The sequence below is a fragment of the Neptuniibacter sp. QD37_6 genome (assembly GCF_047778085.1).
Lineage (GTDB): Bacteria > Pseudomonadota > Gammaproteobacteria > Pseudomonadales > Balneatricaceae > Neptuniibacter.
In genome coordinates this window covers 2,914,759-2,934,540 of the sequence record NZ_CP180550.1, presented here as the reverse complement: position 1 = coordinate 2,934,540, position 19,782 = coordinate 2,914,759, and the positions used below count along the sequence as shown (strand labels likewise).

At 46.3% G+C, this 19,782-nt stretch carries 21 protein-coding genes, 4 tRNA genes and 1 other RNA gene; 13 read left to right on the top strand and 13 right to left on the bottom strand.

Annotation, left to right across the window (positions count from 1 at the left end):
- Positions 1-62: 62 nt before the first annotated feature.
- The 6 genes from ACMXYO_RS14095 (at position 63) to ACMXYO_RS14070 (ending at position 1,744) form a co-directional block, all read left to right on the top strand.
- Positions 63-150, top strand: a tRNA-Ser gene (locus tag ACMXYO_RS14095).
- A gap of 17 nt (positions 151-167) precedes the next feature.
- Positions 168-243: transfer RNA gene (locus ACMXYO_RS14090), tRNA-Asn, on the top strand.
- An 11-nt stretch (positions 244-254) separates the two neighbouring features.
- Positions 255-330: transfer RNA gene (locus ACMXYO_RS14085), tRNA-Lys, on the top strand.
- A 41-nt stretch (positions 331-371) separates the two neighbouring features.
- Positions 372-447: transfer RNA gene (locus ACMXYO_RS14080), tRNA-Lys, on the top strand.
- 38 nt (positions 448-485) lie between these two features.
- Positions 486-616: non-coding RNA, RtT sRNA (locus tag ACMXYO_RS14075), on the top strand.
- 195 nt (positions 617-811) lie between these two features.
- Positions 812-1,744, top strand: a complete 933-nt coding sequence (locus ACMXYO_RS14070; protein WP_415885724.1) for a diguanylate cyclase — start codon at positions 812-814, stop codon at positions 1,742-1,744.
- Positions 1,745-1,946: 202 nt separating this feature from the next.
- On the opposite strand, the gene ACMXYO_RS14065 is transcribed toward ACMXYO_RS14070, so the two are convergent.
- Complete coding sequence (locus ACMXYO_RS14065) at positions 1,947-2,429, bottom strand: hypothetical protein (RefSeq protein WP_415885723.1); 483 nt, start codon at positions 2,427-2,429, stop codon at positions 1,947-1,949.
- Positions 2,430-2,539: 110 nt separating this feature from the next.
- Positions 2,540-3,106, bottom strand: a complete 567-nt coding sequence (locus ACMXYO_RS14060; RefSeq protein ID WP_415885722.1) for a DUF2846 domain-containing protein — start codon at positions 3,104-3,106, stop codon at positions 2,540-2,542.
- A 197-nt stretch (positions 3,107-3,303) separates the two neighbouring features.
- On the opposite strand from ACMXYO_RS14060, the gene ACMXYO_RS14055 reads away from it, so the two are divergent.
- Positions 3,304-3,858, top strand: coding sequence for a GNAT family N-acetyltransferase (locus ACMXYO_RS14055; protein WP_415885721.1), 555 nt, complete (start codon positions 3,304-3,306; stop codon positions 3,856-3,858).
- 8 nt (positions 3,859-3,866) lie between these two features.
- Here ACMXYO_RS14055 and greB read toward each other — a convergent pair whose 3' ends face one another.
- Positions 3,867-4,379 (bottom strand): transcription elongation factor GreB, encoded by a 513-nt coding sequence (gene greB / locus ACMXYO_RS14050; protein WP_415885720.1) that lies wholly within the window; start codon positions 4,377-4,379, stop codon positions 3,867-3,869.
- A gap of 114 nt (positions 4,380-4,493) precedes the next feature.
- Here greB and ACMXYO_RS14045 point away from each other — a divergent pair, with 114 nt between their 5' ends.
- Positions 4,494-4,925: a hypothetical protein gene (locus ACMXYO_RS14045; RefSeq protein WP_415885719.1), complete on the top strand. Its 432-nt coding sequence runs from the start codon at positions 4,494-4,496 to the stop codon at positions 4,923-4,925.
- A gap of 21 nt (positions 4,926-4,946) precedes the next feature.
- On the opposite strand, the gene ACMXYO_RS14040 is transcribed toward ACMXYO_RS14045, so the two are convergent.
- From ACMXYO_RS14040 to dapC, 7 genes are all read right to left on the bottom strand, one after another.
- Positions 4,947-5,330, bottom strand: coding sequence for a hypothetical protein (locus ACMXYO_RS14040; protein ID WP_415885718.1), 384 nt, complete (start codon positions 5,328-5,330; stop codon positions 4,947-4,949).
- Positions 5,323-5,595, bottom strand: coding sequence for a hypothetical protein (locus ACMXYO_RS14035; RefSeq protein ID WP_415885716.1), 273 nt, complete (start codon positions 5,593-5,595; stop codon positions 5,323-5,325). The genes ACMXYO_RS14040 and ACMXYO_RS14035 overlap by 8 nt, the downstream gene beginning before the upstream one ends.
- Positions 5,592-6,422, bottom strand: a complete 831-nt coding sequence (locus ACMXYO_RS14030) for a putative RNA methyltransferase (RefSeq protein ID WP_415885715.1) — start codon at positions 6,420-6,422, stop codon at positions 5,592-5,594. The genes ACMXYO_RS14035 and ACMXYO_RS14030 overlap by 4 nt, the downstream gene beginning before the upstream one ends.
- Positions 6,423-6,424: 2 nt before the next feature.
- Positions 6,425-7,570: a succinyl-diaminopimelate desuccinylase gene (gene dapE / locus ACMXYO_RS14025; protein WP_415885714.1), complete on the bottom strand. Its 1,146-nt coding sequence runs from the start codon at positions 7,568-7,570 to the stop codon at positions 6,425-6,427.
- Between the two features lie 182 nt (positions 7,571-7,752).
- Positions 7,753-8,784 carry a 2,3,4,5-tetrahydropyridine-2,6-dicarboxylate N-succinyltransferase gene (gene dapD / locus ACMXYO_RS14020; RefSeq protein WP_415885713.1) on the bottom strand — a complete coding sequence of 344 codons (1,032 nt, stop codon included), beginning with the start codon at positions 8,782-8,784 and terminating at the stop codon, positions 7,753-7,755.
- A 52-nt stretch (positions 8,785-8,836) separates the two neighbouring features.
- Positions 8,837-9,181, bottom strand: a complete 345-nt coding sequence (locus ACMXYO_RS14015) for an ArsC family reductase (protein WP_415885712.1) — start codon at positions 9,179-9,181, stop codon at positions 8,837-8,839.
- Positions 9,182-9,201: 20 nt separating this feature from the next.
- Entirely contained in the window at positions 9,202-10,398 is a 1,197-nt protein-coding gene (dapC, locus tag ACMXYO_RS14010; RefSeq protein WP_415885711.1) for a succinyldiaminopimelate transaminase, read from the bottom strand.
- A gap of 229 nt (positions 10,399-10,627) precedes the next feature.
- Here dapC and ACMXYO_RS14005 point away from each other — a divergent pair, with 229 nt between their 5' ends.
- Entirely contained in the window at positions 10,628-10,975 is a 348-nt protein-coding gene (locus ACMXYO_RS14005) for a PilZ domain-containing protein (RefSeq protein ID WP_415885710.1), read from the top strand.
- Here the strand turns inward: ACMXYO_RS14005 and ACMXYO_RS14000 are convergent.
- Both ACMXYO_RS14000 and ACMXYO_RS13995 read right to left on the bottom strand, forming a co-directional pair.
- Positions 10,968-14,159, bottom strand: coding sequence for an efflux RND transporter permease subunit (locus tag ACMXYO_RS14000; RefSeq protein ID WP_415885709.1), 3,192 nt, complete (start codon positions 14,157-14,159; stop codon positions 10,968-10,970). The genes ACMXYO_RS14005 and ACMXYO_RS14000 overlap by 8 nt on opposite strands.
- A complete protein-coding gene (locus ACMXYO_RS13995) occupies positions 14,152-15,450 on the bottom strand; it encodes an efflux RND transporter periplasmic adaptor subunit (RefSeq protein WP_415885708.1) in 1,299 nt (432 codons plus the stop codon). Before ACMXYO_RS13995 ends, ACMXYO_RS14000 begins: the two co-directional genes overlap by 8 nt.
- A gap of 141 nt (positions 15,451-15,591) precedes the next feature.
- Here ACMXYO_RS13995 and ACMXYO_RS13990 point away from each other — a divergent pair, with 141 nt between their 5' ends.
- The 3 genes from ACMXYO_RS13990 to ACMXYO_RS13980 are packed head-to-tail and all read left to right on the top strand — an operon-like array spanning position 15,592 to position 18,121.
- A complete protein-coding gene (locus ACMXYO_RS13990) occupies positions 15,592-16,440 on the top strand; it encodes an alpha/beta fold hydrolase (protein WP_415885707.1) in 849 nt (282 codons plus the stop codon).
- 17 nt (positions 16,441-16,457) lie between these two features.
- Complete coding sequence (locus ACMXYO_RS13985) at positions 16,458-17,462, top strand: hypothetical protein (RefSeq protein WP_415885706.1); 1,005 nt, start codon at positions 16,458-16,460, stop codon at positions 17,460-17,462.
- An 8-nt stretch (positions 17,463-17,470) separates the two neighbouring features.
- Positions 17,471-18,121: a DUF2959 domain-containing protein gene (locus ACMXYO_RS13980; RefSeq protein ID WP_415885705.1), complete on the top strand. Its 651-nt coding sequence runs from the start codon at positions 17,471-17,473 to the stop codon at positions 18,119-18,121.
- A gap of 38 nt (positions 18,122-18,159) precedes the next feature.
- Here the strand turns inward: ACMXYO_RS13980 and ACMXYO_RS13975 are convergent, their stop codons facing one another.
- Positions 18,160-18,846 carry a hypothetical protein gene (locus ACMXYO_RS13975; protein WP_415885704.1) on the bottom strand — a complete coding sequence of 229 codons (687 nt, stop codon included), beginning with the start codon at positions 18,844-18,846 and terminating at the stop codon, positions 18,160-18,162.
- Positions 18,847-18,928: 82 nt separating this feature from the next.
- Between ACMXYO_RS13975 and ACMXYO_RS13970 the strand changes: the two genes are divergently transcribed.
- Positions 18,929-19,771 carry a fructosamine kinase family protein gene (locus tag ACMXYO_RS13970; protein WP_415885703.1) on the top strand — a complete coding sequence of 281 codons (843 nt, stop codon included), beginning with the start codon at positions 18,929-18,931 and terminating at the stop codon, positions 19,769-19,771.
- The last annotated feature ends 11 nt before the right edge of the window (positions 19,772-19,782 follow it).

Below are 19,782 nucleotides of genomic sequence, written 5' to 3'. Positions count from 1 at the left end.
AAAAACAGTACGTAATTAGTTGACACAAAAACTCATTGCGATAATATACGCGCCGTTCCTGCGGAGGGATGGCTGAGTGGTCGAAAGCACTGGTCTTGAAAACCAGCGGTCCGAGAGGGCCCTAGGGTTCGAATCCCTATCCCTCCGCCATTTACTGGAACAGCAGTTCCCTGATAGCTCAGTTGGTAGAGCAGTAGACTGTTAATCTATTGGTCGCTGGTTCGAGTCCAGCTCAGGGAGCCATCTTAAGAGTTGGGTCGTTAGCTCAGTCGGTAGAGCAGTTGGCTTTTAACCAATTGGTCATAGGTTCGAATCCTATACGACCCACCACTCTTAAACTTCTTTAGCGAAATTCTTTCGCAATCTTATGTGGGTCGTTAGCTCAGTCGGTAGAGCAGTTGGCTTTTAACCAATTGGTCATAGGTTCGAATCCTATACGACCCACCACTTTAAGAATCCAGCCATAAGCTGGTTTTTTTATGCTCAAAAGATACTCTTTGTATAGGATGAGAACCGTACCCGAAGGGAGGTTCGACTCGGAAGGCGAAGCCTGTAGAGAACAGCGGAGCTTGCGACGCTGGCCCGAAGGGCATTAGTAATCCTATACGACCCACCACTTTAAGAATCTAGCCTTGAGCTGGTTTTTTTATGCCTGAAATTCAGCACGGCTGCGCCTAGAGGTTGCTTTGTTAATCTCTATCATTGGCGATCCTAAATTTACTGAACTATTGATCCAGCTCTGACTCTATTTCTTGAATAACTGCTAAAGTTAGTGAGTGGTTTCTATACAGTTGTTTCTCTAGAGGGTTTTATGTTGCATCCCGACCAGTGGGTAATCGAGGAGAAGGATGATCTGGTGCCATTGGATAAGTGGCAGAAAACAGTGGATGTGATGGCGCGTATCTTTCAAGCGCCTGCGGGCTTTATCGTTCAGTATCGGCCGAAAGGCTATCAGGTAGTCATTGCCAGTGATCAGGAATCGAATCCATACCCTGCTGGGGTGGAGATTACGCCGGATACCAACATTTTTTGTAAAAAAGTCGTTCAGGAAGGGCATGAACTATATGTCAAAAATGCGCAAGCGGATCCTACTTGGGACACGAACCCGGAAGTGGCTGATGATGGTTTTAGCTCCTACCTAGGGCTGCCGGTACAGTGGCCATCGGGTGAGCCATTTGGAACCATCTGTGTCATGGATTTTGAAACCACTGATTACCGTTCTGAATACCTCGATCTGGTCAGTGAATTCCGAGATTTGATCGAAGCTGATCTACGTCTTCTTTCTCAGTATGAAGAGATCTCCAACCTTGCAATGACAGATGAACTCACAGGGCTTTATAACCGTCGTGGCTTTATGTCTGTAGCAACGCATTATTCGGTACTCGCCAAACGCACCGGAATGGCTTTAGGTTTGCTCTATTTGGATCTAGACGACCTTAAGGGAATTAATGATCGTCAAGGTCATAGTTCTGGCGACCAAGCTCTTAAGCGCCTAGCAGAAGCTATACGAAGCTCTATCAGAGAGAATGATATATCTGCGCGTATGTCTGGCGATGAGTTTGTAGTGCTCGCTGCTGCAGAGTCGCAGGCTGACTTAGATAAAATCGCTGAGCGAATTAGCCAGGGGCTTATGGAAAATCAGCTAAGTGTCAGTATTGGTAGTGTGATGCTTGCTGGTAATCAAGCGATTGAATATTGGCTGGAGCAGGCTGATAGTCGGATGTATCGGGAGAAGAGTGGCTAGGTTTTAGTTGCTAGTTGCTAGTTGCTAGTTGCTAGTTGCTAGTTGCTAGTGGCTAGAAAAAGGACGCCGCTTCGCGTCTAGAGATCGGCTTCGCCTTTTAGGACGCCGCTTCGCGTCTAGAGATCGGCTTCGCCTAGAGAAAGAGATGGTGTTGTTGTAGCTTCTGCTTTGTGCCATAAGCGGACATGAAGCATAGTATTTGTTACTGCTTTTCAGTTTCTTGCCTCATAATCTGAGACTCAAAGATAGGCTTCCATTCAGATTCGAATGGGTATCGGCGACCAGGATTTAGTTCAATGAACCCTAATGCCACAGGGGTTGCAGTCTCCATCCCGTATTCATGAACTCTTTCTATTTGAATTTTGCTGCCATCGACAATACCTAATATCTCGTAAAAACCTTTTGGAGTTAACGGAGGTTTAATCGTCCCCGAAGTAAGATTAGCTGCGTGTTCCAAAGTGATTAGGCTGAGTTTATACCCCCTACTAAAGTTAGTGAACGGGTCATAAGGATCACGCATTAAAAACCAAACCCTATCACCAGATAGTAGAATTAATTTTTGCCCTACAAGTGCTTGAAATTCATCTTTATAAGACAAATCGGACGTTAAAAGGGATCGTCCACCGCAAGCAAGTAGAAAAAAGCATAAACCGGAAATTAATAAGACATTTCGTATAGTATTCATAATTTAAAGTACCTTGATTTATTGCTTCGCATTTTCAGTACCATTAGCTAACTATTTCTCAGAGCTAGACGGAAAGCATTTGTAGTAAATTAAGGCTTTAGAGAAACGTACTAAGGCCTTAACTTGATTTCCTTTGTCCCTTGCATTTCTTGTATGGCAATTTCAGCAGGTACTTCGGTTAAGTGCCTATCACAGGTTGAAATACATGAACCTGAAGGCTTGTTGTATTGGAGATAATAAGATCTTGAGGGTTGCAATTGAAGATTTACGGTTGGCCAGTACTTACCAGGGGACCATTGTCCATGACATGCTTTTTGATCATCAGTAGATGTATTGAAGACGTGTTCACCAGCTTCTAAATAAATAAGAGCAAAAGAGTTTTCAGCTAGCTCTAATATATTGTTACCATCTACGAATATATCGACATTCATCTGTCCTAGATCAACACACCCTGTGTGTGATGAATAAATGTAAACAGCAGCGAATTCACTATCAGGTATATTAGGGGCTATAAAGACGCGCCCAGTGTAATTCACACACGAAATCAATAGTGAAACGGTTAAAGCTATAGAAAAAAATCTCGTAGTTCCTGATGGAGTCATACGTTTTAATCCCACAAAATCTCTTCCTGAATTTAAGTTTCGATTAATATGAATTAACAACAATAATTCAAACATGCCAATACAGAGACTTGAGATAAAGAAGTACCGGTAATTAATCCTAGCGGTACTATTCACCAATACCTATACTCGAAATCAGATTCCGGAGGTTGGTTTACAGAAATATGTGGTTAGCCGAGGTTGGATCTGATGTCCGCTTTGTGTCGAAAGCAGACACACCAAATTTTCTTTGCTCTCTTAAATCATAAGTAATCATGCAAATCCTATCTACCGAACGACTGATTCTACGCTCTTGGCGTGAAGCTGATTCCCTACCGTTCTTCGAGCAGATCAATTCTGACTCTGATGTGATGGAGTATTTCCCAAGTACGCTGTCCCGTGAAGAGAATGATGCATTGGCGACTGAACTGCAGCGTCGTATCGATGTGAATGGTTGGGGGTTATGGGCTGTTGAGGAGAGGGCTTCTGGTCAGTTTATTGGTTTTGTTGGTTTGAATAGCCCTTTAGTTGAGCTGCCTTTTACGCCTTGTGTTGAGGTGGGTTGGCGATTAAGTAAAGCGTTTTGGGGTAAGGGCTACGCGACTGAGGCGGCTAAGAAGGCGCTGGAGTTTGCGTTTGCCGAGTTGGAGCTTGATGAGGTGGTTTCGTTTACGGCGGCGCTGAATTTACGCTCTCAAGCGGTAATGACACGTTTGGGTTTGCGTGATACTGGGGAAAACTTCAACCACCCTGCTGTGCCATCGGAAAGCCCACTGTACGAACACGTATTGTTCAAAATCACGCGCGATGAGTGGGCTGAATCGCTTTAGGCTTTAGATCAAGAGGAGGCGTACTCGATCTTGGTTATCTCGTACCAAACTTCGCTGCCGTCAGGTTTCTGTAAACAGACCTCTTCGCCAAGCTGCTTTTTCAGCAATAGCTTTGCGAGGGGGGAATCCATAGAGATGTAATCAGAGCCTGCGCCTATCTCATCAGGGCCGACGATGCGGTGGCGTTTTTCTTCATCCTCTTCATCTAGCAGTGTAACCCAAGCGCCGAAAAATACGGTATCGCGTTTATCTGGGGCTGGGGCGCGGTCTACTACCACCATATCTTCTAAGCGTTTGGAAAGGTAACGAACGCGGCGGTCAATTTCGCGCAGCTGCTTTTTACCGTAGATATATTCTGCGTTCTCGGAGCGGTCCCCTTGAGCGGCAGCTTCTTTTACCGATTGGGTAATTTCAGGGCGTTTTACCTTCCAAAGATATTTCAGTTCGTCGTTCAGCTCTTTATAGCCTTCGGCTGTAATGTATTTAGAGCTTCGAGGTTGAGGGGGGCGCCATCTTCCCATGGTGGTTTTTCTCTAATTTTTCTGTGATTTTCAGTAAAGAAGTTTAGCGTTTTGCCGATACAGTCGTCACTAGTTTCAACACTAGATTGTTACTTCCGGTTGTAGATAGGCTTTATGCGTACAGAACAGATTCAAACTCGAATAGAGGGCTATACCTCCAATCTGAGCCAAGCGGTTCAGAGTGGTAGTGGTGCGCAGTTCTCTATGCTGCTAAGTTTGATCCATTCTAACCAGCAGTTAATGAAGCCGGATTCAGTGCCTGCTGTGTCGGATGCAGAGTTTCGTTTACCGGAAACTCAGTCCAAATACCCTGATCCAAATGAGTTACATGATAGTCAGGTTGTAGAGCGACTGAATATGGCCGTGCATGACGGTTTAGTGGGTGATTTTGCCTATGTGAATGGCTATCTACATAGCCATAGCAATACGCCACGTCTGCAGCAATTATCGTCAGATGAGTACGCTAAGGTTGCGTTGATGTCGACCGGTCAGTTGATGATCGATGAGATTGAAAGCTCCCGTTCACAGATCCGTACGGCAGCTTAATTTAGTTACTAATTCAGGTGCTTAAGTACGCCACTGAATCTTTTCTGCTTCCCCCGCTTCTACTTTCCAGTATTCATCTGGATCATCGCCGTCGTTCCAGCCGCCAGCAATGCTTCGAACTTGTGTGTCCATTTCTGAAGAAGCTGCATGTGCGCAGTCTAGGTCTTGCGCCCAAGGACTTTTATCTGATTTCAGCCATACGCTAGCCCATGCTTTACCAGCCACTTTTTCGTGGATCATGACGGGTACGGAATGATCACCGAAGCGCAGGCTCAGCTCGTGGATATTGCCTTTTGAGGAGATGATATCCAGTTGGTCGGCATGTGACTGAAGCCAATTAGTGATTGAATCAAAAGAGCGATTCTTTACGTAGATTTCGATATCAGGGTGTCGGGTGTCAGTCATTTTTGTCGTCGCTAATAAAACGGATGATACGTAGTACGCTGAGGCTAAGGTAACCTACGGCCGCCAGTATGATCCCTGCCACTATGATGATCAAGCCAATCAGGGCAAGAATCTCTTGGGCAACCGAGCTTTTCAATGCAAATTCGGCAGCGCCTAGGATAAGTACGCCGACAAAGAAGGCGACAAAGCCGATGCCAAAGATCACTAAATTTTGGCGTTGGTTGTCGGCTCTATGTTTTAGCCAGCGTTTCAGGGTTTGCTTCATAAGCGGGTAAATACGCCCAAATTCACATCTAGGGTTAGGTCTAGCTGTTCTTGGTCGATAATCTTTTGTTGTGCTTCAGCTTTGAGGCGCTGACCGTGCGGGGTCATCGCCAATAGGGTGCTGATCTGCTCTGAGCTATTGAGAGAAAATTGGTAGTTAACCGTTACTTGTTTAGATAACTCGAACTGCTCTTTTAGCGTTTCAACCGGATTAAAGTGGCTCTCTCTAATCTCACTGTAGATCAGTTTGCGTAGTTCGATCAGATGATCGGCACCCGGCCAAGCAACAATTAAGCTGCTGCCGTCTTTCATTGGTTTAGCCAGTGCTTCAGGCATTAAACGGCTAAAGAGCACAAGTTGAAGATTCAGTGATTGATCTGGTACTGGTGTATCAGCACCGGAAGCAACTAACCATTGAATCTCTTTAGTTCGAGTACAGGCTGCTTTGACAGCATGTTTGGAGATATCTAAGCCGGTGAGCTCAACGGATTGATTGTTGGCTGACAGGTGCTGGTGGAGGCGGTCTGTATAGTAACCTTCACCGCAGCCCATATCTAGAATACGAGCGTTCTCTGTGTCTTGTATTTCGTCTAAAGCAAGCTGATTGATCTGGTCGGAGAGTGCTTGATAGTGATCGCCATCTAAAAACTGACGGCGGGCTTGTACCATCTCTGTATTGTCGCCCGGATCTTTAGAGCGCTTTTTGTGGGCCAGTAATAGATTCCAATAGCCCTGACGCGCTGCATCGAAACTGTGGTTGTTCGCGCAGCGCATATTTTTGCCCTGCTGTTCCAGCAAGGATTTACAAACAGGGCAAGTGAGTTGCATGACTAGTCCTTAACCAGCAGGCGAGCCATAACGTTTTCGTAAAGATCAGATAGGGTATCCAGATCTTTGCAACTGATGCGCTCATTCACTTTGTGGATTGTCGCATTGATTGGACCAAGCTCAACCACTTGTGCACCTGTTGGTGCGATAAAGCGGCCATCAGAAGTACCACCAGACGTAGATAGCTCAGTATCCTGACCTGTGATTGCTTTAATCGATTGCTGGCAGGCTTCTACCAAATCGCCTTCAGCGGTTAGGAATGGATTACCAGACAGTGTCCAATCGATATCCCACTCTAGGTTGTGCTTGTCTAGGATGTCGCGAACACGAGTTTTTAGTTCATCCGCTGTTACTTCGGTGGAGAAGCGGAAGTTGAACATGATATCCACATGACCTGGTACAACGTTAGTTACGCCTGTACCGCCATTGATATTCGAGATCTGGAAGCTTGTTGGTGGGAAGAAATCGTTACCTTCATCCCAAACTTCAGCCGCTAGTTCTGCCAATGCAGGTGCCGCCATGTGAATTGGATTTTTTACTAGGTGTGGATAAGCAACGTGACCTTGAACACCGCGAACAGTCAGTGCGCCGCCAAGAGAGCCGCGACGACCGTTTTTAATGACATCGCCTACGTGCTCAGTACTTGAAGGTTCACCAACGATACACCAAGTGATCTTTTCGTTACGTGCTTCAAGATGATCAACTACACGAGTCGTCCCGTTCACCCATGGACCTTCTTCGTCACTGGTGATCAGAAGAGCGATAGAGCCATCGTGATCAGGGTGGTGTTCTACAAAGCGCTCTAGCGCGGTAATGAATGCCGCTAGGCTGCCTTTCATATCTGCTGCGCCACGACCGCAAAGCATACCTTGCTCGATATGCGCTTCGAATGGTGGAAACTCCCAGCGCTCTTCAGGGCCGGAAGGAACAACGTCAGTATGACCTGCAAAGCAGAAAACTGGACCGGAATCGCCACGGCGAGCCCAGAAGTTAGATACCTCTTCAAATTGAAGGCGTTCAATTTTGAAGCCTAGGGCTTCTAAGCGTTCAATCATTAGATCCTGACAGCCTGCGTCTTCAGGTGTTACAGAGCGGCGGCTGATTAGGTCTTTGGCCAATTCAATTGTTGGAGAGAGGTGCTGAGTCATAGTGAGGTTCCGTTAGGATGACGCGTGATATGGAGAAAGGCTAAAGCTGGAAGCTAAGCGTTATGAGCGCTGCTTAGTCGAGGCGGAGCTTAGTGAGGAAGCAGAGTTTACATACAGTAAATGAGCATTCCGAACTAAGCTCCAACGCTGAATAAGCAAGCGCAATAGCTTAGAGCCAGCTTTTAGTTGTGCTTGTGTAGCTCTTCATTCAACTCAATCGCAGACTTGTTAGTCTTAACTTCGATGCGACCGTTCTGAGAGTTACGACGGAATAATAGGTCTGGCTTGCCAGCAAGTTCAGCAGCTTTAACCGTGCTAACTTCGTTGTTCTGATCATCAAGGATCGTTACTTTAGAGCCAGCAGTTACGTATAGACCTGCTTCTAACGTACAACGATCGCCTAGTGGTAGACCTAGACCTGCGTTTGCACCTAGTAGACAGTTTTCGCCAACAGAGATCACAACGTTGTTACCGCCAGATAGTGTACCCATAGTAGAGCAACCACCACCTAGGTCAGAACCGTTACCTACAACAACACCTGCAGAAATACGGCCTTCGATCATGCTTACGCCAAGTGTACCAGCGTTGAAGTTTACGAAGCCTTCGTGCATTACAGTAGTGCCTTCACCTACGTGAGCACCTAGACGTACACGAGAAGCATCGCCGATACGGATACCAGCAGGTACAACGTAATCAGTCATTTTAGGGAATTTATCAACAGAGTTAACTGTTAGTACGCGGCCTTGAGCACGTGCAGCTAGCTGACGTTTTGGTAGGTCGTCTAGAGATACAGCGCCTTCGTTAGTCCAAGCAACGTTTGGTAGAAGACCGAAGATACCAGTTAGGTTGATACCGTGTGGCTGAACTAGACGGTGAGAAAGAAGAGAAAGCTTTAGGTAAGCTTCTGCAGTGCTTGTTGGATTCTCGTCAGACTCAAGGATGCAAAGCACTAGTGGCTGTTGAGTGCCTTCTAGGATCTCTACGATTTCAGCTTGGTCTTCAGCGCCTACAGATAGGAATGCAGCTTCTAGATCTTTTAGCTGAGCTTCTTTGATTTCGATTGCAGCGTTGCCACCTGTGTAGCCAACTTTTTCAGCAACAGCGTTAACCATCGCATCGTCTGCGTTCAGCAGTGGTGCGTTGTAATAAACTTCTAGCAGTTCGCCAGCAGAGGACTTAGTGCCTACACCCAAACCGAATGCAAAATTCGCCATGATATTCTCCAGAAATATAAAATTTAAAATTCGTTACGTTGTTGCAGCGCGCTTAGCTGAAAAGCGCTGCGTATTCTGTATCTTTAAAGCCTACTTTGCGTTCACTTCCGGTATCCAGAAGCGGACGCTTGATCATTGCTGGGTGTTCCAGCATTAGCGCAATGGCAGAGGCTTCATCAATATTGTTCTTAACTTCGTCTGGCTGCTGACGCCATGTCGTACCGCGCTTATTTAGCAGTAGTTCCCAACCTAGCTCATCGACCCAAGCTTTCAACTGTGCTTCTTCTAGGCCGTTTTTGCGGTAATCGTGGAACTGGTAATCAACACCGTTCGCTTCCAGCCATTTTTTAGCTTTCTTGATTGTGTCGCAGTTAGGAATGCCATACATAGTAATCATATGGGGATTAATCTCCGGCCTTAAAGTGATTCAACGTATTCGCGGATACGATTTGCTGCTTCTACGCACTCTTCAACGGTTGCAACTAGTGCCATACGTACAAAACCCGCACCCGGAAGGATGCCATCAGTTTCGCGAGATAGGTAGCTACCCGGAAGTACAGTTACGTTTTGTGAAGCGAACAAACCTTGTGCGAATTTGTCATCAGCAATCGGCGTTTTAACCCACAGGTAGAAGCTTGCATCTGGGCGCTGAACTTCAAGTACAGGCTCTAGGATACGAATGACGCTGTCAAACTTGTGACGGTACTGATCACGGTTATCGAGTACGTGATCTTCATCGTTCCATGCTGCAATAGACGCTAGCTGATGCTGAATCGGCATAGAGCAGCCATGGTATGTACGGTATGACAGGAACGGTTTTAGCAGTTTTGCATCACCTGCAACAAAGCCCGAGCGAAGGCCTGGTAGGTTAGAGCGCTTAGATAGGCTGTGCATAACGATACAGTTTTTGTAATCGTCACGGCCAAGTTCTGCGCATGCTTGTAGAAGACCTACTGGCGCGTTTTCTTCGTCTAGGTAGATCTCTGAGTAACACTCATCAGATGCCACGATGAAGTCGTATTTATCAGAAAGCGCGATTAGCTTCTTCAATGTTTCCAGATCAGTTACTGCACCTGTTGGGTTGCTTGGAGAGCATAGGAACAATAGCTGGCAGCGCTGCCATACATCTTCCGGTACAGCGTCGTAATCAGGGATAAAGCCGTTTTCTGGCAGGCAGTTTAGGTAATATGGCTCTGCGCCAGATAGGTATGCCGCACCTTCATAGATCTGATAAAACGGGTTTGGAGATACCACCAATGCGTCAGGCGCGCGGTTAACTGCTGCTTGTGTGAAAGCGAAGATTGCTTCGCGTGTACCGTTAACAGGCAGCACGTGATCGTCAGCCGTTAGCGTGTTTTCATTCAGGCTAAAGCGACGAGTACACCAGTCGGCAATTGCTTGGCGTAGCTCTGGCAAACCTTTAGTTGTAGGGTAGTTTGCCAGCTTGCCCATGTTTTCAATTAGGCACTCCGCCACGAATGGTGGTGACGGGTGTTTAGGTTCGCCGATAGAAAGTGCGATGTGCTCTTTATCCGAAGGCGGTGTTACTTCCGCTTTCAGCGCAGTCAATTTTTCAAATGGGTATGGCTGTAACAGACTCAGATCGCGATTCATACGGGTCCTTTAAGTGCCCAAGTCGGGGCTCACTAATGAAAAGATGAAGCAAAATTAGGCGCAAAATTATACCTGAGAACAGCACTAGGATTAAGACCTAATTTTTCGCCTTAAAATATAACCTTTTGTAGATTTTAGGCGGTATTTCGCAGTTTATGGCTTTGAATAGGTGTGAAGATATGATCAAACCGAACTATGCTGATGGATATCACAAAAAAGGTAGGGTTCTATGACTACCGAAAGACGAATATATCCGCGTATCAATACGGATATACCTGCAGAGCTTTCTACTCAGGATGGTGTTTCTGTCGACGTCACTTTGATCAACATCAGTTTAGGTGGAATGTTGGTTGAAGGTGGGCCTGATATGAATCAGTTGAAGCCGCCTTTTGTCGGTGCTCCCTTAGAGATCTATGTCCATTTTGGTTTAAACAATCAGCCGGTACATTGCTTATGCCGAGTGGTGTACAACCAGCGCCAATCTCAACATTGTATGCGCTACGGCTTAGCCATCTTGAGTATTGATGACCAAGCTGCGGAAAGCTTGCAGAGCTTTATAAAATCCAAGCTTAACTAGTAACCTGAGGGCTTGCCTCTTTGCCAAGCTCTTCGGGTAGACTAGGCTCTTCAGGTAAATCTAGACTTTTAAGGCCGAAAAACTGACGGATGTTTTCGATATAGGTCAGTGTTGCAGGCACAAATAGAAGAATCAGCAATGTGCCATAAGCCAAGCCAAAGACGATAGATACCGCCATCGGGATAAGGAACTGTGCTTGCAGAGAGGTCTCAAACAGAATCGGTGTTAGGCCTGCAATAGTTGTGAGCGAGGTTAGCAGTACCGCACGCAAACGTTGGCAGGCCGCTTCCTCTATAGCTTCTTCAATCGCCAGTCCCTGTTTTCTTAATTGCTTATAGAACGTTACCAAAACGATTGAGTCATTGATGACGATACCGGATAAGCCGAAGAAGCCGAATAGGGACAAAATGGTCAAACTTAAGCCCATAATGCCATGGCCTAAGATTGCACCGGTCAGCCCTAGAGGGATTGCTAGCATCACCGCGATTGGCCAGCTGTAAGAAGCAAAAACCCAAGCCAGAATAATAAAGATCAGAACAAGGGCGAGGAGAAGCCCTAGCTTCATATCATTCAGGGTTTCACGTTGGCTCTTATTCTTACCCTCAAAGCTGGCTTCGATGCCGTATTGGCTTAACACGCTATCGAGTTTGCCTGCTTTAAGGTCTTCGATTATCTCATCTGCATTGGCTGCGCTTTCATCCAGATCTGCTGTGACTTTGATGGAAAGTTTGCCATCTACGCGAGTTAAGGTATCTAAGCCTTGTTGCGCTCTAAACGTCACAATATTACTCAATGGCGTTGTACCGCCGTTAGGAAGTACGATTGGAAGTTGTTCTATGCTGCTAAGGCGATCGCGTTCCTCTTTGGGCAGTTGGATACGGACCTCAATTTCATCCCGATTATCATAGAAGTTTTGCACTTCCATACCATCAAAGGCGGTACGTAGTTGTCGGCCGACGCTGTCTAATGTCATCCCTGCTGATTTCCCCGCAGGTGTTAGCGCGTAGATCAGCTGCGATTTACCGAAGGGGAGATCGTCATCAATATTGTTTAAGCCAACATAACCTTTTAGCACCTCTTGAAGATCTAAAGAGGCTTGCTTAAGTACATGAATATCGGTGCCAGATAGCTTTATCTCGATCGGCTTTCCTGGTGGGCCACTGGTACTGACATCAATAGAGAATTTCTCTACCCCTGCAGGTACTTGGATTCGGCTACGCCACTCTTTGTTAAATTGAGTGGTGGAATATTTACGATAATCACCGGGATTAAATTCTACCAATAGCGATGCAAATTCATCACCACGGCTACTGGATGAGGTAGTTCTAGAGAAAGAGGCATTCCGTAAGCGTTGGAAGGCAACTTTAATGTTATCTCCACCTAAGGCTTTATCGGCATCAGCTAAGGTATCGTCCAGATGCTGCACAAAGCGCTCAACTTCTGCAAAGTCAGTCCCCGAAACAAACTGAACATTGGCGGTCATTACATCGCGTTCAACGGCCGGGAAAAAGGTGAATTTGATCCGTCCTCCTAACACTAAACCGATAGCGATAATAAAAACGGCAAAAGCAGTAGCAATTGTTGCTCCGCGGTATTTGATCGCGAACTTCACCAGCTTACGGAAGTGGATATCTTTAAAACGGTTAAAGCCATCATCTAAGCGAATACGTAACTTCGAAGGATGAAGGTCTTCTGCTTTCTTGATGCTGTGGTGCAGGTGTCCTGGCAAAATTAGGAAGCACTCAACGAGTGATGCCAGAATCACACAGATCACCACTGTAGGGATATCAATAAGAATGCTGCCGATATGCCCACCGATCAGAAGTAGCGGCAAGAAGGCAGCGATGGTTGTCATGGATGAGGCCATAACTGGAGCCAACATGCGATGAGCACCGCCGATGGCGGCCTGTAATCCCGGCTCACCACGTTGCACGTGGGTTAGCGTGTCTTCCCCGACCACAATAGCATCATCTACGATTATCCCCAGTGCCATGATCAAGCCAAAGAGACTGATCATATTGATGGTGCCGCCAATACCATAAAGGATGGCGAGTGTGGCCATAAAGGAGACAGGGATACCAATGGTGACCCAAAACGCTACGCGAGCATTTAGGAATAGAAACAGAATGGCGATCACGAGGATCAAGCCACCTAAGCCGTTTTTCAGTAGTAAATTGATACGCTGTTGAACCGGTTGCCAACGCTCATCATAGGTAACCATAGTGATGTTTGATGGCAGTGTCGGACGCGTTTCCTCTAGCCATTTATTGAGAATATCCGCCGATTTTAGGGTGTCTTGATTTTCGGTTCGACGAAGGCGAATCATGACCGCAGGTTCGCCTTTGTATTTTAAAAGAACCTGATTGTCTTTAGTGCCTAGAGATACATCAGCGATATCACCAAGTCTGACTAATCGGCCATTACTGTCGGTAATAATCGGCAGTTGGCGGAAGCCTTCTACATCTCTTTGCTGATTTAGACTGCGGATCTGACGTGAACCATCACCCTTGGCGGCGGTACCTGCAGGTAGATCTAAACTGCGCAAACGGATGCTATTGGCTACCTGCATCATTGTCATATCCAACTCATTTAGTTGGGCAGCAGGTAGTTCTATTTGAATTTGTTTTTCCGGTAAGCCGGTAAAGTCGACTTTGTTGATACCTCGATCTAATAGCTCTTGTTCAAAACGCTGTGCAAAAGGGCGAAGCTCTTCTATGGAGCCATTTGAAGAGCTAAGGATAAGGCTGGCAATCTGCTCATAGCGCAGGATACGTTGTACCAGTGGCTCGTTGATATCAGAAGGTAGCTCGCTCCGGACATTATCTATCTTTTGCTTTACCTCATCTAAGAGGTAATCAACGTCACTGTCTTCATCCACCTCGATACGAATCGAGGCAGAGCCTTGGATTGCAGTTGAATATAAGGTCTCTATGCCAGTAAGGGATTTTAGCGATTCTTCAACAGGCAGTACGATTGAACTTTCAATATCCTCCGCAGCCGCGCCACTCCATGGTACTGATACAGTAATCACATCTCGTTCAAACGATGGGAAGAACTGCGTGTTGAGTTTATTCAGGCCCCAAATACCGGCCAAAATCATCAGCATCATGAATAGATTGGCTGCAACGCGATGACTTGCGAAAACCGCAGTGAGGTTTTGCAGTGGGCCTTGGTAGTTATTCATCTTTCGCTCCAGTCGATGCAACTACCTCGGGCGCGTTTACGTCTTTAACTCTAAGCCCAGAAATAGCGTTCGGCAGCTGAGTCGTAATGATCTGATCGCCACTCACCAGCTGAGTGCTACGAATAAGCACAACAGGTTTTCCTTGTTGATCACTACTGTCACCAATGCGTTCGACGTCGAGTCCTTGCATGCGACCATCTTTAAGCAGGTAGATACGGTTTAAACCATAAAGCGCCATCGGTGGAAGCGCGATTGTCTGTTCTACAGCAGGCAGTTCTACGGCGATTGCTAAGGAGCGGCCAGGTTCCGGCACATTCTGCTTGTCGGTGATTTTGAATAGGGCGTCAACACCGGCACGACCACCATCAACTTCGGCAGCGATGCGATCAAGTTCAAGCTTTAGCGTCTGTCCATCCAACTGAGCGGTAGCTTGAATGACAGAGTTTATTTCTCGATTGCGAAGGTTAGCTAACACTCTATTGGGGATTTGAGCACGCACTTCTAAACGATCGGTACTGTATAGATCGAGTAGTGGATCACCGGCGCGAACACGATCTCCTGGAGCCACATGTAAACGAGCAACCCGGCCTATAAACGGTGCTTTAATGGCGGTGCGATCAAGGTCCAATATTGCCGCATCTAAGAGGCTTGTAGCGCGTTTTAATTGCGATTCTAATTGAGCTAAACGGTTGGGGTGGTCAGCAATAGCTTGTTCCCGCTGAGTGACCGCTAGGGTCTGCTGATGATAAGCACTGCGTGCACTATCGAGCTGATCCTGACTGCTTACTTTGCGCTTGATCAGGTTTTGGTAACGGGTAACTGCTTTAAGGCTTAACTGCTGCAGTTTTTGCTCAATCGCTAATGATTTCTGATCAGTTTGGTAACGTATTTTTTCGGCATCAATCTGTGCTTTAAAGCTATCGACATCAGCTTGGCGCTGCGCGACTAGCAGTTGAGCATCACTGCTGTCGAGCTGAATGAGTGCCTCATCCAAGGCGATATTTTTACCTTCATCGGTATCTACCTGCTCGACAAAAGCTGTGACCGCCGCGGTGATATGGGTCATGCGTGGTGATTCGACTTTGCCATACAGAACGAGGTTAGGTTGATGGATACTGGGTTCTGCTGAGATCGTTTTTACGCTCCAGACTTTCTCTTCGATCTTTTTCGAAGGAGCTTGAGGTTTGGTGCTTTTAAGGAAATAGAAGACCCCGCAGGCGAAGGCAAAGATAATCAGAGGGATCAATCGCCTAATCCAAATAGATGAACTAGATGAGGTAGTGTTGCTCATATTATTTTCCATTGCTCAGGTGGAAATGTGACTTACGAACATAGTAGCTGAATATGATCTATAGGTTCAGCAATTGTTGCGTTTCTTTACAATTTTAGTGTGCATGCTAACTTATTGAAATTGCTTAAATCAGGAGGCCCTATGCATACGGATAGCATACGTTGTTTAAACCCTGTTGGATTTCATCGGATGGTGTATCACGAATGGGGAAGTGCCGAGAACGATCGAGTGATCGTCTGTGTGCATGGTTTAGCACGTAATAGTCGCGACTTTGATGAGCTAGCCTTGGCATTGTCTCGCGATTATCGTGTGATCTGTCCTGATATTGTTGGGCGTGGTGAAAGCGATTGGCTTCCTACTGGGCAGGTGTATGGAATACCTCAGTATCTTAATGATATTACAGCGCTTTTAGCGCGTTTAAATGTAGATAAGGTGGACTGGGTTGGTACCTCCATGGGTGGGATTATCGGCATGTGCTTAGCTGCTCTGCCTAACTCGCCAATCAAACATCTAGTGCTCAATGATATTGGAGCGTTTGTTCCCGCAAGCTCCCTTAAGCGCATCTCTGAGTATCTTGGTGATAAGCAGTTTCAGTCTCTTTCTGAGGTTGAGGCCTATATGCGCGATACCTATGAATCTTTTAAGCATCTGTCGGACCGACAGTGGCACCACCTTGCTAAGCATGGTTCACGCTTAGATGAAAATGAGGTTTATCATCTTCATTACGACCCCGCGATTGCGCAAGCAACTGCGGATGCTTCATCAGAGAGTGTGGATTTATGGCCGGTATGGTCGGCGATTAATATCCCGCAGTTACTTATTTGGGGTGAAGAATCGGATGTCTTGCAGGAAGAAACCGTGCGTAAGATGCAGGCAAACGATAAACTAGACCTAATCTCCATTCCGGGTATCCCTCACGTGCCATCCTTGATGGAATCTGAGCAGATTCATCAAGTGCAAAACTGGTTACGTGAACACCGTAAAGATTAATCGTAGAGGAACTATCTATGGGCGTAATAACTCGCTGGCCCCAAGATCAGTTGTGTTTGAGTTACCGTGAGCGTGAGGATGCTGTTGCTGCGGTAGAGAAGGCATTTGCTTCGACATTGGAATCGTTGAAAGTAGATATCGGTCTGGTGGACATGTTTGAGGCGATCTATGTGCCTCTGGGTGCGTGGATTACTTGTCGTAAACGCCAAAAAGATGGCCCTTTAGTTATCGGTATCAATGGCGCTCAAGGTGCTGGTAAATCTACACTATTCAATCTGTTAGAAGTCATTCTAACCGAAGGGTTTGGTTTGAAGGTTGTCGGGTTTTCTATCGACGATCTCTACAAAACCTACAATGAGCGTGTTGAACTATCTGAAACAATCCATCCTCTGCTTCGTACCCGTGGGGTACCTGGCACACATGATGTGGATCTAGGTATCGAAATATTAAACTCTCTTAAGAACAGTACCGATGAGAGTGTGACCAAAATCCCTGTGTTCGATAAATCGACGGATGATCGCTGTCAGGCGTCAGTATGGCAGGAGTGGGTTGGGCCGGCCGATGTCATCGTGCTAGAAGGTTGGTGTGTAGGTGCCGACCCGCAAAAGCCGGACGAACTGGTGGAAGCGATCAATGAATTAGAGCAGGAGAAGGATCCTAACGGAGAATGGCGTGATTACGTTAATACTCAGTTGGGCGGTCCTTATCAGGCTTTGTATTCCATGCTTGATGTCTTGGTGATGTTGAAAGTGCCAAGTATGGATGCAGTATTTGAATGGCGTTCTCTGCAAGAGAAAAAGCTCGCAGAGCGAGTGAAATATATCTACGACACGCAGCAGCCAACGGAGCATCTGCGCATCATGGATGAAGAGCAGATTAAGAGCTTTATACAGCATTATGAGCGACTGACACGTCATATGTTAGAAGAGATGCCGCAAAGAGCAGATGTCACTCTATGCCTCAATAACAATCATAAGATAGCTGAGATTATGATTAATAACCCTCTACAGAGCTGTGGTTAAGGACAGAAATGATTTCCAAAGTTAAGTTAGGCTTTTTATCGATCCTGATGGTTGCGTTAGTTGGCTGCCAGAGTGCGTATTACTCTGCGATGGAGCAGGTAGGTATCCATAAGCGCGATATCTTGGTCGACCGTGTGGAAGACGCGCGTGAGTCACAAGAAGACGCCCAAGAGCAGTTTAAAGACGCTTTAGAACAGTTTCGTTCTGTCGTGAGCTTTAATGGCGGTGAGCTGGATGCAGTCTATAACCGTCTGCAAGGAGAGTACGATGACAGCGTTGCAGCGGCAGAGGATGTTACGGCGCGTATCGAAAAAGTAGAGCAGGTGTCTGAAGATCTATTTGAAGAGTGGGAAGAGGAGCTGACAAAGTACTCTAACCGTAAATTGAGAGATCAAAGTGCGGCTAAACTGCGCAGCACGAAAGTCCGTTACGCTGAGTTACTTCGCTCCCTTAAGCGTGCAGAAAAGCGTATGCCGCCGGTGCTAAGCGCGCTACAGGACAATGTGCTATTCCTAAAGCATAACCTTAATGCTCAAGCGATAGGATCCCTTAAAGCCGAGTATCGCGGCATCAAAAGCAATATTGATCTGTTAGTACGTGATATGGAAAAAGCGATCGCGGACTCGGATCGCTTTATCAAACAGATGGAACAAGGCTAATCTTGTTTTCTTAGCCACCGTCTTTTCCTAGTCTCAGCCTAGATAGGGAAGAACGTCATAGAAGCCGCACCATGAACAACACGGTTTATGGTGCGGTTTGTTTTATCTGCAATTACATCCGCCATCAAATCCTGCGTTCCAATCAGCTTGCCTAAAATGCGTTCGTAGCTGTAATTAGTAATCCCTTCTTCTGAAATACCATTACTTAAAATGTACAAGTTTCCTTGAGGATCTTTCCGGTTATTCAGGTGCCAAGCCACAGATTCTAAATTACGAGCAGAGTTGTAGAGTTTCTGTTGATCTAATTCATCCAGAATAAAGATCTCTTTCTTGCCGTTATAGGCTTTGTCTAGCATGCCTGTAACGCCTGCCATTAGGGCAAACACGCGATCACCTTGATAGTTTTCAGAAAATGCTAAAGGCACTGCATCAGCCCCATCTTTCTGACCAAGTTCTGGGAACCCATCAGCTAAACGAGTGATAGGGAACAGTTGTTCTAAACGCTTCTCTATCGTCATGCCTGGTACTTTTTGTAGCTCTTTAGGGTTGCGTTTATAGAGCTTAATGGTCAGATCACGGCTGAGTTTGCGGAGGGTTTTTAGATTGATATCCGCGACCATATCGATATCGGATTTAGCTAGATTTTTAACGTCAAACGGTTTGGCATTTTTATCCATACAACCAGCGGTAAAGATAAGTACCATAGAGAGTAGCAACAGACGCATAGGATCCCTTATTGATGCGTAGTAAAGTTCCTAAAACTATAAAGGTATAGGGATAGCCGATTCAAGTGGAGGCTGGACGACAGTGAAAAGTTTGCAGAACTGGGTTGAACAGCAATGGCTGAGAATCGATTCTGAAGAGCGTCTCTCGGGTGGCTGTATTGCTTTGGCTAAACGGGTAGTGCTGAGTGATGGTCAGCAGCTCTTCGTAAAGTCTGTTAGTCAGGCAAACGAAAGAATGTTTAAGGCTGAAGCTGCAGGGTTACAGGCTTTATCAGCTTGTACAGAGCTATCCACACCAAAGGTTATTCGGTTTGATCGTGATGGATTGATCTTAGAGTTTATTGAGCAATATCCCAAGTCAGAAGACTTTGATCAGCTCCTAGGGCGGCAGTTGGCTCATTTGCATCAGATGCTTGTTCCTTCCTTTGGCTTCCCCCAAAACACCTTTTGTGGCCCAACCGAACAGCCTAATTCGCAGCTCAAAGATGGCTTTGAGTTTTATGCTGAGCACCGTTTCGGTTACTTAGCGCGTATCTGTTACGACCGCGGGATTATTGATAAAGAGATGATTGAGGGTATAGAGTCGATCAATAAACGCTTAAAACAGCTAGTACCAGAGAAGGAACCTGCTTTATTGCACGGCGATCTATGGGCGGGAAATGTGATTGCCAATAGTCAGGGGAGACCCGTGTTAATCGACCCCGCAGTCTATTGGGGGTGGCCAGAGGCCGACCTTGCGATGACGGATCTCTTTGGTGGTTTTAGTTCGGATTTATATAGCGCCTATCGGGAAATAGCACCGCTGCACTCTGGGTGGAAAGAGCGATTCTCTTTGTACAACTTATGGCATTTGTTAAACCACCTGCTGTTGTTTGGAGAAAGCTATAGAGCTGATGTGATGGGTGTTGTAGCAAAATTTAGGTAGTGGGTTAAACG

Bases quoted from the DNA above. Each gene is read 5' to 3' on its own strand.
- ACMXYO_RS14040 (WP_415885718.1), bottom strand. From the start codon at position 5,330: ATGACTGACACCCGACACCCTGATATCGAAATCTACGTAAAGAATCGC.
- ACMXYO_RS13980 (WP_415885705.1), top strand. From the start codon at position 17,471: ATGATTTCCAAAGTTAAGTTAGGCTTTTTATCGATCCTGATGGTTGCG.
- ACMXYO_RS14035 (WP_415885716.1), bottom strand. From the start codon at position 5,595: ATGAAGCAAACCCTGAAACGCTGGCTAAAACATAGAGCCGACAACCAA.
- ACMXYO_RS13995 (WP_415885708.1), bottom strand. From the start codon at position 15,450: ATGAGCAACACTACCTCATCTAGTTCATCTATTTGGATTAGGCGATTG.
- greB (WP_415885720.1), bottom strand. From the start codon at position 4,379: ATGGGAAGATGGCGCCCCCCTCAACCTCGAAGCTCTAAATACATTACA.
- ACMXYO_RS14065 (WP_415885723.1), bottom strand. From the start codon at position 2,429: ATGAATACTATACGAAATGTCTTATTAATTTCCGGTTTATGCTTTTTT.
- ACMXYO_RS13985 (WP_415885706.1), top strand. From the start codon at position 16,458: ATGGGCGTAATAACTCGCTGGCCCCAAGATCAGTTGTGTTTGAGTTAC.
- ACMXYO_RS14055 (WP_415885721.1), top strand. From the start codon at position 3,304: ATGCAAATCCTATCTACCGAACGACTGATTCTACGCTCTTGGCGTGAA.
- dapE (WP_415885714.1), bottom strand. From the start codon at position 7,570: ATGACTCAGCACCTCTCTCCAACAATTGAATTGGCCAAAGACCTAATC.
- ACMXYO_RS14005 (WP_415885710.1), top strand. From the start codon at position 10,628: ATGACTACCGAAAGACGAATATATCCGCGTATCAATACGGATATACCT.
- dapC (WP_415885711.1), bottom strand. From the start codon at position 10,398: ATGAATCGCGATCTGAGTCTGTTACAGCCATACCCATTTGAAAAATTG.
- ACMXYO_RS13990 (WP_415885707.1), top strand. From the start codon at position 15,592: ATGCATACGGATAGCATACGTTGTTTAAACCCTGTTGGATTTCATCGG.
- ACMXYO_RS14070 (WP_415885724.1), top strand. From the start codon at position 812: ATGTTGCATCCCGACCAGTGGGTAATCGAGGAGAAGGATGATCTGGTG.
- ACMXYO_RS14060 (WP_415885722.1), bottom strand. From the start codon at position 3,106: ATGTTTGAATTATTGTTGTTAATTCATATTAATCGAAACTTAAATTCA.
- ACMXYO_RS14045 (WP_415885719.1), top strand. From the start codon at position 4,494: ATGCGTACAGAACAGATTCAAACTCGAATAGAGGGCTATACCTCCAAT.
- ACMXYO_RS14030 (WP_415885715.1), bottom strand. From the start codon at position 6,422: ATGCAACTCACTTGCCCTGTTTGTAAATCCTTGCTGGAACAGCAGGGC.
- ACMXYO_RS14000 (WP_415885709.1), bottom strand. From the start codon at position 14,159: ATGAATAACTACCAAGGCCCACTGCAAAACCTCACTGCGGTTTTCGCA.
- ACMXYO_RS14015 (WP_415885712.1), bottom strand. From the start codon at position 9,181: ATGATTACTATGTATGGCATTCCTAACTGCGACACAATCAAGAAAGCT.
- ACMXYO_RS13975 (WP_415885704.1), bottom strand. From the start codon at position 18,846: ATGCGTCTGTTGCTACTCTCTATGGTACTTATCTTTACCGCTGGTTGT.
- dapD (WP_415885713.1), bottom strand. From the start codon at position 8,784: ATGGCGAATTTTGCATTCGGTTTGGGTGTAGGCACTAAGTCCTCTGCT.